Genomic DNA, 13,718 nt, shown 5'->3' on the forward strand with positions numbered 1-13,718 from the left:
TTGAGGTTGATCAACATGACCGAACACCACCGCCGACACGCTCGACAGGACGACATCGACGTTCTCGTCGCCGGCGCCGGCCCGACGGGCTCCACTCTGGCGGCCGACCTGTTGCGGCGCGGCCTGCGCGTCCGTGTCGTCAACAAGGCGCCGCACGCCTTCGAGGGCTCCCGCGCCAAGGGCATCCAGCCCCGCACCCAGGAAGTCCTCGAGGACTTCGGCGTGCTGCACGAGGCGCACGCGGAGGGCGGACCCTACCCGCTCGCGGGACTCCACCTCGGCCCTGTCACCGCGCCCTGGAAAATGCAGCAGCGAAGCAAGCCGACCCCGGACGTCCCCTACCCGAACATCCTGCTGCTGCCGCAGCACCGCACCGACGCGATCCTGCACCGTCTGCTCGAGCGCCTGGGACTGAGCATCGAGTACGGGGTCGCCCTGGAGGGCTTCGAGCAGGACGCGGACGGCGTCACCGCGAGGCTCTCCACCGGTGAGCAGGTGCGCAGCAAGTACCTCGTCGGCGCCGACGGCGGCGCGAGCGCCGTCCGCGAGGCGACCGGTCTCGGCTTCGTCGGGGAGACCGACAACTCCGACAAGACCCTCATCATCGACTGCACGATCGACGGACTGTCCCGCGACCGGTGGCACATGTGGCCCCGCGCGTCCGCAGGCGCATGCCCGCTGCCGCACTCCGACCAGTTCCAGGTGATGATCCGGCTGAAGTCCGGCGAGACGCCGAACACCGACCATGCCGCCCTGGTCGAACAGTTCCACGCACTCGTCGGCCTCAAGCTCCGCGACATCACCTGGACTTCGGTGTTCCGGCCCAACGTCCGGCTCGTCGAGCACTACCGACAGGGCCGAGTCTTCCTGGCGGGCGACGCCGCCCACGTACACACCCCGGCCGGCGCGCAGGGCCTCAACACCGGTGTGCAGGACGCCTACAACCTGGGCTGGAAGCTCGGCCAGGTGATCGCCGGCGCTCCGGACAGCCTCCTCGACAGCTATGAGGCGGAACGGCTCCCGATCGCCGCGGGTGTTCTCGGCAAGTCCAGCGAGCTCTATCAGAGCCTCAGCAAGCACAGTGTCGCCGGGCTGAAGCGCGGGGACGAAGAGCGGCAGCTCGGGCTCACCTATACCGGCGGCCCGCTTGCCCCCGCCGACGCTCCGGCCACCAAGACCCTGCACGTGGGCGACCGGGCGCCGGACGCGCCGTGCACCGCCCCCGGCTCCAGCCGCCTCTTCGACATCTACCAAGGACCGCACTTCACCCTGCTGGCCTTCGGCCCCAACGCCACCGAGGCCCTGCCTGAGCTGATATGGCCGGCCGAGGGCGCCGAACTGCGCCGCTACGCCATCCGCAGCGGGCGCGGAATCGACAACGACTACATCACCGACACCACCGGCAAACTGGCCAGCATCTACGGCGTGGACGGCGACGCACTGATCCTGATCCGGCCCGACGGATACATCGGCGGCATCATCACGACCGACTGGGCGGCCACCTTCGCCACCACGGCAAACGCGTTCATCCCGAGGTGACGCTTTGCCGTACGCGGCGGTGAACTCCGAGCTCACCACACGGCGAAAAGCCGTTCCCATCAACCGAGCTGTCGCGTCGGACCCCAATCGCTCTCAAGGGCCTTGGGCCCAGCGCGCGGACCGGAACTCACGTAAGGACACCAGGAAACCGACATGACCGAGGCGAGTGAGACCACCAACGGCAAAGCCGTGGCCAACGGCAAAGCCGTGGCCGACAACGAGCGGCTGGTCTTCTTCAGTGATGCGGTCGTTGCGATCGCCCTGACTCTGCTGGCACTGGAGCTGCCGGTGCCTCACGGGGCAAGCGACGCCGAGGTGTGGAGGGCGTTCCGGGAGGAAGTCCCGGACTACGCGATGTTCCTGCTGAGCTTCGCGGTCATCGCCGCGTACTGGGTAGCGCACAAGTGGTTGTTCGGCCGCATCGGCGGGTTCACACCCAGGCTCTTGTGGCTGAACTTCGTCTGGCTGCTAGGGATCATCCTCGTTCCCTTCGCGACGAAGGTCCTCATCGAGGACAGCGCCTACCAAGTCAGCGCCGTCCTCTACGCCACCGTCGTCGGCGGAACCGGGCTGGTCTTGATCAACACGGTGCGCCACTGCCGGGCGCGTGCACTCCTGCGTCCGCATGCCGCGCCCGAAGTCATGCGGCGTTTCCAACTGTTCATCACCTTCCCGACGGTCGCCTTCCTGCTGTCGATCCCTGTCGCCTACGTCAGCCTGAGCGGCGCCAAGTACAGCTGGGCAGCGGTCTTCGTACTCACCGCGCTGGCCGCCCGCTGGGCCACCCATCCGGGCGGCAATCAGTCACCAGACAAAGCGCGTCGCTGACTCCCCAGAGGTCGAGCGAGCCGGGCCGAATCGCCAGGAGTCGCCCAGGACGCGTACCGCGCCACGCTCGTCCGGGCATTCGTCGCGACGGGTAGGAAAAAAATGCGCACGACACCGAGCTTGCCCTTGTCGTCGTGGTCGGCGCTGTGCTCTGTCTTGGCCAGTTCCCGCACGATCACCCAGCGCGCGACGACGCCGAAGCAACCGACCACGTCGTCGCGGAACTGCTGCGTATGTTCGGCGTGTCCGCCGGCGAGGCGCACGAAATCTGCCGCCGCTGTCTGCCGGCCATCTCCACCGTGCCGGTAGGCCGGCAGCCCACCGGACGACTGCACACGTCCGCAGCGAGACCATCCGCTTGGAAGCAAGGTGTCAGCATGACTCTCCGCCGTACCGTCGGTGTCCTGGGTGCCGCGGTGGCTCTCAAAGGGGCCATGGTGATCACCGCGCGCCACCGTGCTCTGGCCATGATTCCGTCTGAGCTGCGTCATCCCGCGCTCTACGTCCCGCTGAACTTCGGTAATGCCGCCGTCCGTGCCATCGCGCGCCAAGTGGTGCCCCTGATCGGTGCCACGATCAGGCCTGGCGTGCGGGTCGAGCGATGCACCGTCCCCGCCACGGCCACCGACCCCGGCGTGAACCTGCTGGCCTACCAGACAGTCGGCCGTCGTAGGCCGGGCGGGGCTCTGCTGTGGATCCATGGCGGAGGGACAGTGGTTGGCGCCGCACGGCAGGAGAACGCGTGGTGCAGCCGTGTCGCTGCAGAACTCGGGGTGCTCGTGGTCGGCGTCGACTACCGTCTCGCGCCGGAAAACCCCTACCCTGCCGCACACGACGACTGCTATCGAGCACTGCGCTGGCTGCACGACAACGCCTCCGACCTCGGGGTCGATCCAGAACTCATCGTCGTCGGAGGGGAGAGCGCCGGCGGCGGGCTGGCCGCCACCGTCGTCCAGCGCGCCCACGACACCGGAGTGCCGGTCCGGTTCCAGCTGCTGGAGTACCCGATGCTCGACGACCGTACTGCTCTGCGTCCCGATCCCCATGAAAGCAGCGTCTACACCTGGACACCGGCATCCAACCGCTTCGCGTGGACGGCGTACCTCGGCCGGCCACCGCAGAAACGGGACGACCGCCCCTACATCGCCGCCGCACGGCGTGCCGATCTCACTGGACTCCCTCCTGCCTGGATAGGCGTCGGTGACCTCGATCTGTTCTGCCCCGAAGACATCGAGTACGCACGTCGCCTGCGCGAGGCGGGGACCGCGTGCGAACTGCGTGTCGAACCGGGCATGTACCACGGCGCGGACGCCCTGCTCGACGGCAGGGCACCCTCGATGACCGCTTTTCGCACCGCCATGCTCGACGCGCTCAGCGCGGCGTTGAGCGAGCCATGACCCGCTCGGAACGAGCTGCCGCGCCCGCCGTGGCCGGAAGCGCGGTAGCCATTGGAGGCCGCTCTGTCGCGCCCAGACCGCGTGGTCATGGACGTCGTCCCGGCCGGCGACTGCTCAGGCGCCATCGCTGGGGCACCTCTGCCGTGCACGATCAGCCGCCTCTCATGAGAGTGCGGAATGTGGGCTCTTTTTCGTTTCGTGGTTGAAGTTGGGGAAGGAGCGCTGGTTGCGGGTGGCCCTCAGCTGTCGGGGCGGGCGAACAAGCCGGGTTCGGGTTCGATGAGGATGCCCCGGCTGACCAGGCGTTTCAGTTTGGAGCGGATGTCTTCGGTGTCCTTCGGGAGGATCGGCAGGTCGAAGGCATGGCAGAGGCCGCGGGCGCGCATCGGTCGGTCCGCATCGGCCAGGGCCTTCCTCACACTGCCGCTCGGAGAGGCGACCTGGTCAAGCAGGGCGATTCCGGTGGTGTTCTCGTGCGCCGGGGCGGTCAGGACGAGGCAGTCGATGACGAGGCCCAGCACGTCCACGGCGTGGCATCTCTTCCAGCCCGGCACCCTTTTCGCGGCGCCCCGGCCCGTCGTCTTGGCCGGGACGCCGACGGCCACGTGGATGCTCTGCGTATCCAGGACCACCAGGCTCGGGTCGGCTATGCGTTTCCGCTTCTCCCGCAGCTGCCGGCGCAGCAGGTCGTGAATGTCCTGGTCGGTGCCCTCGTCACGCCAGAGGTAGAAGTAGTACTTCACCGCTCCGGGCGGGGCCATGTCATGGAGCCGGAACTCCCACTGACAACCCGTGCCGTTCTGTTAGAGGATCGCGTTCACGATCTCCCGCATCGCGTACTTGCCCTGATGCCCGCCGACCGACGGATGCCCAGCCTTCCATGCCGTGATCGCGGGTTCGGCTTGCGCGTGCTCATGCCGCAACCAAGTGAACCCCGAACTCCTGACCGGCAGCGATGCCCCAACGTCACACCATTGATCTGCTGGTCGCCCAGCTTGTCACTCAGGGGAGAGAAATGGTGAGCGCTATCCCGAGCATCGCGACCACGACCGATGGATTGGTTATTCCGAGGTCTCCCAGGACGCCCGCATGCGCGCGCATGAGGGTGTTGATGGCCTCGTCGTTCGGGTTGTTGAGATGCCGATTACCGATCTCGGACATGGAGGCCCAGCTGTTCTCTAGGGCCAGGATGTGCGGCGGCGGTAGCACCGCTTCGGTGGTATAGGTATTGCGGAACATCTCCTCGATCGGGCGGAACCGGGCGGCCTCGGAGATCGTCTGGATGAGAACGATGAGGCCGCGGGCTTCCTGGGCCTCGCTGGACGCGCTCCGGGACAGGTCGCGGACCGCCTGCCGGACTGTGTTGGGAGACAGCGGAATGTTCGCGCGGTCGCCGACACGGCGCTCCAGCTGGAGGTAGCTGCCGTTATAGGAAGTGGTGCGCTCCCCTACCTGATTGCCGAAGGGGGGACTGCCGAACTCGATCCGGTTGTAGATGCGCTCGTTCACGTTGAGCCAGCCGACGACGAACAGGTCGCTGGCGCGGATCTGCAGCCGGATCTGACTCGGGGTGCTCGATCCCTCGTCCTGCACACTCATGTCGACGCTGAAGAATTCGCTCGTGGCGTCGGGGCGCGTGCGGTGCGTGTTGGCGCGCAGGAACTGGCCTCGGGACGCGCGCTGCCGCACCGCTTCGATCATGCTGGTGTAGCTGGACGCGCCAGCGTTTCGGTTGCCGATGTCCCAGGTGATGTCCTGGCCGTCGTCGATCGCGCTGGCCTTCTCCTGGAACTGGGGGACCATCAGGGCGGCGCCGCCCAGCAGCGCGGCGACGGCGAGGAAGAGGACCAGGAATTTCCCCTTGAACCACCGAGAGCCCCGTCTGTGCCCGCCACTGCCCGCCCGCGACGGCGTGGCTGGATGGGAAACCGAGCGTATCTGCATGTGAGCCCTCTCTGTCGGTGTGACGCCCCGTGGCGACGGATCTGCAGAAGGCATGGCCTGGAGGTGAAGTCCTCCCGAGCCTGCGGGCATATCGTCCGCGCGCCGTGGATTCCGGCCGGTGTGGGGAGCTGGTGCGCCTCAATCTCCACTTCGGGCATCAGAAGCCGATAGAGGCAGATGACCCTACCCATCAGTAACTCGAATGTTCGGGACGCTGCGCCAGCGCAGCCCGGCAGGCGGCTCCACGGACATTGGGTCAGCACCTGTCCCGCCGCAGCGGCTTCGACGGGCGTAAGCGTAAGGATGCTCCTTGACGGTCGGCCAACGCTTCCACCCTGGTCCACCACAACCCTGATTCCGAACGGCGTTCCGGGCCCAGCGGCTCGGCTGCCATGGTCACGTGCGCTTCGGGGCCGGTCCGCTCGACGTGTGCTGGTCCTGGCAGCGGGACGTGGCACGCGGCGGAACTGTGAGCGGCGCAGCGTCGGTGTTGTGGGGTTCACCGTAGACGCTCTGGTGTCCCGTGCCGCACATGATGGAATCTCCGTCGGCGGAAGCGGAACGCGCCCGCAGCCTGGCCGGCGGGGGTGCCGATCAGTTCCCTGCTGCGTGCGGTCCGCCTCGGATGGGGCATGCTCCTCGACCAGATGATCGAGGAGGTGACCCGATGGACAAGCGACGTCGAGCTGCTTGGCGCGACGGCGCGCCGACTGATCGCGATCGGCGATGAATTCTTGGACCTGCCCTCGGAGCAGGGCGTCCTTGCGTTGAAGGAGGAACGGGAGCGCAGGCTGCAGTGGCGGTTGTCCGTGGTGAACGAGGCGAGCATGCGCATCGGGACCACCCTGGACATGGCCCGCACCGCTCAGGAACTGGCGGATTTGACCACCGGGCACCCCGCAGACCAGGTCACCGTGGACCTGCTCGACGAGATCCTTGAAGTGCCAGACATCCCGCACACCCGTACAGGCAAAAAGCTGGAAGTCCCGGTCAAGCGGCTGCTCCAGGGCGTCCCGGTCGACCAGGTCCTCGCCCCGGCCGCGGTGGATGCCCCCGATCTCATCAACCACTTCGCCCGCCTGGGGATCGAACGCCAGGCTGCGCGGAACCAAACCTGACCCACCGATCGGTGCCGCGCTGTCGGCGCCCTGGGCAGGGCCCGGGGTGTTCACGAGTGCTGATGAGCTGGGTCGGCATGAGGCCCTGAAGATCGTTCCCCTTGGTATCGAAAATCGTTACCCAGCCGTCGGGGGAACGGAACGGGTCGCCGCCGTCCGACCATTAGCGAGGCGTGCGTGACCGGTCCGCTGCCTGCGCCCCTCTTCCAGTGATGGCGTCAGGGCGACTTTCGAAGTGGTTTCAAAGTTATGGGTACTGAGCATGCGGCAGCCATTGACGCCCGCCGTGGTGCCGACCGTCTTCCGGGCTTGCCGTGCGGCAGCCTGGGCCGCTGCCGTCTTCCGTCGGCCGGGCCGCGAGCGCTACCTCTCGTACCCCAGCAGGCGCGACAGCCCGGCAGACCGCCCCCGGACGTGTTCACTCCAGCTCACGATGGTCCTGGCGGGCATCCTGAACGACGGGCCGACGATGCTGAGTGCGGCCACGATGGTGCCGTGCGCGTCGCGGACCGGGGCCGCGATGGCCGTGGCGCCCTCGGTCGCGATGGCCTTGGCGACCGCGACCCCGCGCTCGTCGGTCTTCCCCAGCAGCGCCGCTCCGGCCGCCGTTCCCTCCATCGGCATGCTGCGCCCCGTCCAGTTGACGTGCCGGATGGGCTGCGGGCTCGGCACCTGCCGGAGATAGATCAGCGTCTGGGCGGCACCCCGGACGCTGAGGTAGCTCGACTCCCCGGTGTCCTCGGTGAGCGCGCGCAGCACCGGGCCGGAGAGCTCGACGATGTCGGCCTCCGGCTCGTCGGGAACGCTCCGCCGCAGCGATGCGAACCGGCGGCCCGTCGAGTACGTGCCGGACTCGTCGCGGTCCAGGTACCCCCAGTGGATGAGGGCGCGTCCCAGCCGCATGGCAGTACTCGGTGACATGTCGAGCGCGCGGGCCAGTTCGGTCAGCGACTGCGGGCCCCTCTCCGCGACACAGGTCAGCATCATCAGTGCGCGGTGGACGGCCCGCGGACCGTCGGCTGCCTGTTCGAGATCGGGCGATGACATGGAAGGACCTCGGGCTCGGGCAGCGCCTGCGCGCATCAGTCGCAGGCTTGCGGGGATTTCGGCGTGCGCGCCACGGCGGATGGCTCTGATCGCCCATGCTATATCGCCGTTGAGCAGGCCCTCTTCGTCGTCCCGGGGGACAGCCGACGCCCTCGCTCCGCGACCAGTCGGCCGCCGGTGTACACCCGGTCGGCCATGTTCGTGCCGAAGCGGTGGACGACTTCGCCATGGCTGCGTACGGACCAGACGACGAAGTCCGCGGCCTTGCCGGGGGCGAGGCTGCCGCGGGTGGACTCAAGGCCCAGCGCCGCGGCCGCGTTCAGGGTCGCCATGTGCCAGACCTGGGAGTACGACCAGCGGTAGAGCCGGGCCGCCAGCTGCATGACCGCCTGCATGGAGAGGGACGGCGCGGTGCCCGGGTTGTAGTCCGTGGACAGGGCGATCGCCGCGCCGGAGCCGAGGACCCGGCTCGCCCAGGCGGCCAGGTCCTTGGCGGGGCGTCCGCCGGGCGCGAGCGATGCCGTCATGTCGAGGAGGTGGTAGTTGGCGCCCGGGAAGACGACGCCGACGGTGTCGCTCGCGGCCAGGGTGCGCAGCGCGGCGTCGGACGCCTCGTCGAGGTGGTCGACCGACACGGCGCCGAACTCGACCGCGAGTTCCGTGCCCCCGATGTCGCCGGTCTGGTCGGCGTGGAACTTCAGGCGCAGGCCCAGCGCACGCGCCGCCTCCGCGATGCGCCGGCTCTCCTTGGCGGTGAACGACACGGGGTCGCACGCCACGTCGCAGAAGTCGGCGGTGGCGGCGATGCGCGGCAGCGTGTCCAGGACCGTACGGATGTAGCCGTCGCGGTCGTCGAGGTACTCGGCCGGGACGGTGTGCGCCCCGAGGTAGGTGGCCGGGACGTGGACGGGATGGTCCAGCGCCTTCGTCAGGCGGAGCAGCCTGGTCTCGGAGTCGGGGTCCAGGCCGTATCCGGTCTTTGCCTCCAGTACGACGGTGCCGTGGGCCAGCGCCTCGTCCAGGTCCGCCAGGGCGCGTTCCGTGAGCTCGGCGTCGGAGGCGGCGCGGGTGGCCGCGATGGTGGTGCGGATGCCCGCGTCGATGCCGGGTACCGCCCGTTCCAGCACCTTGCCCTGCCATTCGTCGTGGCGGGATCCGCCGTACAGCAGATGCGTGTGCGGGTCGACGAAGGCCGGGGAGACGAGGCGGCCGTTCGCGTCGACGACGTGCTCGGCGTCGTACCGGGCTAGCAGGTCGGCCGTGTTGCCGATCGCGACCACGCGGCCGTCGTCGATGGCGAGCGCACCGTCGGGGATGACCTCAAGACGGTCGAGCCGGGCGCCACGTGCGGCGCCGTCGAGTGCCGGTGAGGGGGTGACGAGTTCCGAGGCGTGGACGACGAGAGTGTTAATCCTGTGTGTCAAGCCCGTTCCAATCAAATCGCTCTGACCATTGACTATCGCCATGCTTTTCACCAGATGATAGCTTCCGTTTTCACGGTATGGCGATGAATGGAGTGGGGAAATGGGTTCTCGGTCGACGGTGGAGCGCGGTACGCCCGGTCAGGCGGCCTACGGGCTGCGGCCGGCGGCCGTCCCGTTCCCGGGGGCGGACAGCCTGAGCGATCTCGACTGCCTGAGCGCGGCGTTCGCCGTCATCGGGGTGCCCTACGGCTCGCCGTACCGCATGGAGCTGGTCCACTCCGGCGCGGCCGACGCGCCCCGTCTCTTCCGTGAGCGCGCCGCCGCGCGCTTCGGTGCACACGCGGAGCGCTGGGACTTCGACCTGGAGGGCACGCTGTTCGGCACCACCGGGCTGGCGATGGCCGACGTGGGCGACATGACCGGCGATCCGCGCGACCTCGCGGGGAACGCGGCGGCGGCGGTCGCGGCGATGCGCGTGATCGTGGAGCGCGGCGCGGTGCCGGTCGTGCTCGGCGGTGACGACTCCGTCCCGATCCTGTGCGCACGGGCGTTCGCGGCTGAGGAGCCTGTCATCAACGTCCTGCACGTGGACGCGCACATCGACTTCCGTGACGAGGTCGACGGCATCCGGGACGGCTACTCCAGTCCCATCCGGCGCATGTCCGAGATGCCGTGGGTCGGGCAGATCGTGCAGGTCGGCATGCGCGGTACGGGCAGTGCCCGTCCGGAAGACGTGGAGGCGGCGCTGGCCGCCGGGAACACCATCGTCCCGGCCGCGCGCGTGCACCGCGACGGAATCGGGGTGGTGACCGAGGCGATGCGCTCGGACCTGCCGTGGTTCGTGTCGCTCGACGTCGACGGACTCGACCCGACCATCGCGCCGGGCACCAGCTGCCCGCTGCCCGGCGGGCTGGACTTCCGCGAGGCGAGCGCGCTGTTCACCGCGGTCGGACGGGACTTCGAGTTCGCCGGCATCGACGTGGTCGAGCACTTCCCCGGCCTGGACGTGGGCGGCACGACGTCACTGACGCTCAGCAGGCTGCTGACCGTCCTCATCGGCCACGCGGCCCGCCGCAGGGCCCTGAGGTGAAGGCAAGGAACATGACGAGAGGAAACCGGACATGACCGATCTCCCCCAGTCGGACCTCACACGGCGCATCCGGCTCGCCCGCCACGCGAAGGGCGTGACCTGGGCCCAACTCGCCGAGCTGATCGGCAGGCCTCCCGCCTGGACGGTCGCCGCCCTGTTCGGGCAGCACGCGCTGAGTGCCGTCGAGGCGGAGCTGGTCGCGGAGGCGCTCGGGCTCTCGGCCGACGACGCGCTCGAACTCCAACTCCAGCCGTACCGGGGCACGTTGGACGGCGGCGCGCCGTCCGACCCGACCCTCTACCGCTTCTACGAGGCGCTCTCCGTCTACGGTCCCGCGATCAAGGAACTCATCCATGAGGAGTTCGGCGACGGGATCATGAGCGCCATCAACTTCAGCCTCTCCGTCGAACGCCGCCCGGATCCCGACGGCGACCGCGTCGTGGTCACGCTCGACGGCAAGTTCCTCGACTACCGCTGGTAGCCGACACCCCTGAAGAACTACCGCAGGAATCACGAGAATCGAAGGAGTTGCACATGCCCGCGAACCCCGCGATGCAGAAGGCCGCACTGCTCGAAGCCGAGTCCGACGTGCACGGCCTCATCAGCAAGAAGACCGCAGAGCTCGACGGCGTGGCGGTGACCGAGGTCACCTTCGGCGTCGGCGCGAAGTGGTCCAACGACCTCAAGGAGTACGCCGGAACCGAGCTGTGCGAGCTTCCGCACGTCGCGCTCGTCACGGCCGGCACGCTGGCCGTCCGCATGCTCGACGGCTCGTACGAGGAGTTCTCGGCCGGCGACGTGATGATGCTCCCGCCCGGGCACGACGCGTGGAGCGTCGGGGACACCGCCTGCACGTTCGTCGAGTTCTCCGTCGGGATCGACTACTACGACGCGTGACCGTACGCCGACGCAGGGGCGCCCGCACCGCCCCTCGGCCGCGGCCCGCGCGGGAGAGCACATGCGCGCAGAGCCGGAGCGGGAGTTCCTCTCCCACTCCTCCCACTGGGGCACCTTCCAGGCCCGCCCCACCGCCGACGGCGGCATCGAGGTACGCCCGCACGAACTCGACCCCGACCCGTACGACCTCATCCACAACGTCACCGACGCGGTCCGCCATCCGACGCGGATCGACCGGCCGTACGTCCGCCGCGGCTGGCTCGACGGCGACAAGCGCGCACGACGCGGACGCGACACGTTCGTGCCCGTCACATGGGAGCGCGCGATCCGGCTCGTCGCGGACGAGATAAGCCGTGTCTACGGCGAGTCCGGCCCGGAGGCGGTCTTCGGCGGTTCCTACGGCTGGTCCAGTGCCGGTCGCTTCCACCACGCGCAGTCGCAGGTCCACCGCTTCCTCAACCTCTACGGCGGCTACGTCCGCGGGGTCACGAACTACTCGCTCGGCGCCGCCCTGGTCGTCGTACCGCATGTCGTGGGCCACAACGGCTCGATGCTGCATTCGAGTTCGACCTGGTCGGACCTGATCGGCAACTGCGAGCTGTTCGTCGGGTTCGGCGGCATCGCCACGAAGAACGCGGCCGTCAACGCCGGCGGAGCCGTCCGCCACGTGGCCCGGGGCGCCGTACGCGACCTGCACGCGGCCGGATGCCGGTTCGTGAACATCGGTCCGCTGCGGTCCGACCTGCCGGACGTGCCGGCGCAGTGGATCGCCTGTCGGCCCGGTACCGACACGGCGTTGATGCTCGCGCTCGCGCACGAACTCATCGCGACCGACCGCGTCGACAAGGCCTTCCTGGACAGCCACACCGTCGGCTACGAGCGGCTGCGCGACTACATCACCGGTGCCGCCGACGGCCGTCCGAAGAGTCCGGAATGGGCTGCCGGCATCTGTGACATACCGGCGTCCGTCATCCGGAAGCTGGCCGCCGAGATGGCGGCGAAACGGACCTTCATCTCGGTGGCGCCGGCGCTGCAACGCGCGGAGCACGGGGAGCAACCCGTCTGGATGGGGATCGCGCTCGCCGCGATGCTCGGCGGCATCGGGCTGCCCGGCTCCGGCTTCTCCGTCGGGCACGGCTCGATGGGCAACTACGGCAACCACCCCAATCTGCTGCGCAATCCGCCGCTGCCGCAGGGGCGCAACGGCTGCGAGGCGTTCATCCCGGTGGCCCGCATCGCCGACATGCTGCTGCACCCCGGCGAGGAGTTCGACTTCGACGGCGGACGGCACACGTACCCGGACATCCGGCTGGTCTACTGGGCCGGCGGCAACCCCTTCCACCACCACCAGGACCTGTTCCGGCTGCACGATGCCTTCCAGCGGCCGGAGACCGTCGTCGTCCACGAGCCGTTCTGGACCGCGACGGCCCGCCACGCGGACATCGTGCTGCCGGTCACGATGACGGTCGAACGCGAGGACATCGCGGCCGCGTCGAACGAACCCGAGATGATCGCGATGCGCCGGATCGTGCCGCCGTACGCCGAAGCCCGCGACGACTACCGGATCTTCGCCGACATCGCCGCCTGCCACCGGCTGGGCGAGCGTTTCACCGAGGGCCGCACACCCTGCGAGTGGATCGAGGCTCTGTACCGGGACTGGCGCGAACGGGTACGTGAACTCGCGCCGGACACACCGGCGTTCGCCGACTTCTGGGAACGCGGCAGCACCGCGATCCCGCTCGATCCAGCACCCCACAGCTGGCTCGACTGGTACCGCGCCGATCCCGAGGGGCGTCCGCTCGACACACCCAGCGGACGGATCGAGCTGTACTCCGAGACGGTCGCCGGCTTCGGCTACGACGACTGCCCCGGCCACCCCGTCTGGCGGGAGCCGGAGGAATGGCCGGGCTCCCCCCACGCACGGGAGTATCCGTTCGTGCTGGTGGCGAACCAGCCGTCCGGCAAGCTCCACAGCCAGCTCGACATGGGCTCGGCGAGCATGGCGACCAAGCAGCGGGGCCGGGAGTCGGTGGCGATGCACCCGGCGGACGCGGCCCGGATCGGCGTGGCCGCGGGCGATCCGGTACGCGTCCGGTCGCGCAGGCAGGCGTCGTTCCTCGGGATCGTCACCCTGTCGGACGGGGTGCGGCCCGGTGTCGTACGGGTGCCGACCGGGGCCTGGTTAGACCCCGACTTCGACGACCGGATGTGCGTGAGCGGCAATCCGAACAGCGTGACCCGTGACGTCGGGACCTCCCGGCTCGGGCAGGGGGCGACGGGCCAGCTGTGCCTCGTCGCCGTGGAGCCCTGGAACGAGCCGCTGCCGCCGCTGACCGTGCGGACGCCGCCGGTGGCCGAAGCCCGCTGAGGTTGCGGACGCGTTTCGAATCGTTTCCTTGCGGTTCCAGTTCGTTTGTGGGGGTTTATTAGGCAA

12 protein-coding genes and 1 pseudogene are annotated in these 13,718 nt (G+C 69.0%); 9 read left to right on the top strand and 4 right to left on the bottom strand.

Annotation, left to right across the window (positions count from 1 at the left end):
- Positions 1 to 15 precede the first annotated feature (15 nt).
- The 4 genes and pseudogenes from HLK59_RS02090 to HLK59_RS02105 all read left to right on the top strand — a co-directional run bounded on the left by HLK59_RS02090 (position 16) and on the right by HLK59_RS02105 (position 3,764).
- Positions 16 to 1,539, top strand: a complete 1,524-nt coding sequence (locus HLK59_RS02090) for an FAD-dependent monooxygenase (protein ID WP_171139420.1) — start codon at positions 16 to 18, stop codon at positions 1,537 to 1,539.
- 153 nt (positions 1,540 to 1,692) lie between these two features.
- Positions 1,693 to 2,367 carry a TMEM175 family protein gene (locus tag HLK59_RS02095; protein ID WP_171139421.1) on the top strand — a complete coding sequence of 225 codons (675 nt, stop codon included), beginning with the start codon at positions 1,693 to 1,695 and terminating at the stop codon, positions 2,365 to 2,367.
- Positions 2,368 to 2,486: 119 nt separating this feature from the next.
- A pseudogene (locus HLK59_RS52285) lies at positions 2,487 to 2,633 on the top strand (TetR/AcrR family transcriptional regulator); the annotation flags it as partial.
- Between the two features lie 201 nt (positions 2,634 to 2,834).
- On the top strand, positions 2,835 to 3,764 hold the full coding sequence (locus HLK59_RS02105) for an alpha/beta hydrolase (RefSeq protein ID WP_346779631.1): 930 nt from the start codon (positions 2,835 to 2,837) through the stop codon (positions 3,762 to 3,764).
- A 239-nt stretch (positions 3,765 to 4,003) separates the two neighbouring features.
- Here HLK59_RS02105 and HLK59_RS02110 read toward each other — a convergent pair whose 3' ends face one another.
- Positions 4,004 to 4,525 (bottom strand): hypothetical protein, encoded by a 522-nt coding sequence (locus tag HLK59_RS02110; RefSeq protein WP_171139375.1) that lies wholly within the window; start codon positions 4,523 to 4,525, stop codon positions 4,004 to 4,006.
- 241 nt (positions 4,526 to 4,766) lie between these two features.
- Positions 4,767 to 5,708: a ribosome-inactivating family protein gene (locus HLK59_RS02115; protein WP_171139422.1), complete on the bottom strand. Its 942-nt coding sequence runs from the start codon at positions 5,706 to 5,708 to the stop codon at positions 4,767 to 4,769.
- Positions 5,709 to 6,340: 632 nt separating this feature from the next.
- On the opposite strand from HLK59_RS02115, the gene HLK59_RS50715 reads away from it, so the two are divergent.
- The gene (locus tag HLK59_RS50715) at positions 6,341 to 6,826 is read left to right on the top strand and encodes a hypothetical protein (protein ID WP_240982137.1); all 486 of its coding nucleotides are present in this window, start codon (positions 6,341 to 6,343) and stop codon (positions 6,824 to 6,826) included.
- A 363-nt stretch (positions 6,827 to 7,189) separates the two neighbouring features.
- On the opposite strand, the gene HLK59_RS02125 is transcribed toward HLK59_RS50715, so the two are convergent.
- Both HLK59_RS02125 and hutI read right to left on the bottom strand, forming a co-directional pair.
- Complete coding sequence (locus HLK59_RS02125; RefSeq protein WP_171139423.1) at positions 7,190 to 7,873, bottom strand: IclR family transcriptional regulator; 684 nt, start codon at positions 7,871 to 7,873, stop codon at positions 7,190 to 7,192.
- 98 nt (positions 7,874 to 7,971) lie between these two features.
- Positions 7,972 to 9,297: an imidazolonepropionase gene (hutI, locus tag HLK59_RS02130; protein ID WP_171139424.1), complete on the bottom strand. Its 1,326-nt coding sequence runs from the start codon at positions 9,295 to 9,297 to the stop codon at positions 7,972 to 7,974.
- Positions 9,298 to 9,397: 100 nt separating this feature from the next.
- Between hutI and HLK59_RS02135 the strand changes: the two genes are divergently transcribed.
- The 4 genes from HLK59_RS02135 (at position 9,398) to HLK59_RS02150 (ending at position 13,652) form a co-directional block, all read left to right on the top strand.
- A complete protein-coding gene (locus HLK59_RS02135) occupies positions 9,398 to 10,387 on the top strand; it encodes an arginase family protein (protein ID WP_171139425.1) in 990 nt (329 codons plus the stop codon).
- Between the two features lie 31 nt (positions 10,388 to 10,418).
- On the top strand, positions 10,419 to 10,868 hold the full coding sequence (cynS, locus tag HLK59_RS02140; protein WP_171139426.1) for a cyanase: 450 nt from the start codon (positions 10,419 to 10,421) through the stop codon (positions 10,866 to 10,868).
- Positions 10,869 to 10,921: 53 nt separating this feature from the next.
- Positions 10,922 to 11,284: a hypothetical protein gene (locus HLK59_RS02145; RefSeq protein ID WP_171139427.1), complete on the top strand. Its 363-nt coding sequence runs from the start codon at positions 10,922 to 10,924 to the stop codon at positions 11,282 to 11,284.
- Positions 11,285 to 11,345: 61 nt separating this feature from the next.
- The gene (locus HLK59_RS02150; protein WP_171139428.1) at positions 11,346 to 13,652 is read left to right on the top strand and encodes a molybdopterin-dependent oxidoreductase; all 2,307 of its coding nucleotides are present in this window, start codon (positions 11,346 to 11,348) and stop codon (positions 13,650 to 13,652) included.
- Positions 13,653 to 13,718: the final 66 nt, after the last annotated feature.

The sequence above is a fragment of the Streptomyces sp. S3(2020) genome (genome assembly GCF_013044505.1).
Taxonomy (GTDB): domain Bacteria; phylum Actinomycetota; class Actinomycetes; order Streptomycetales; family Streptomycetaceae; genus Streptomyces.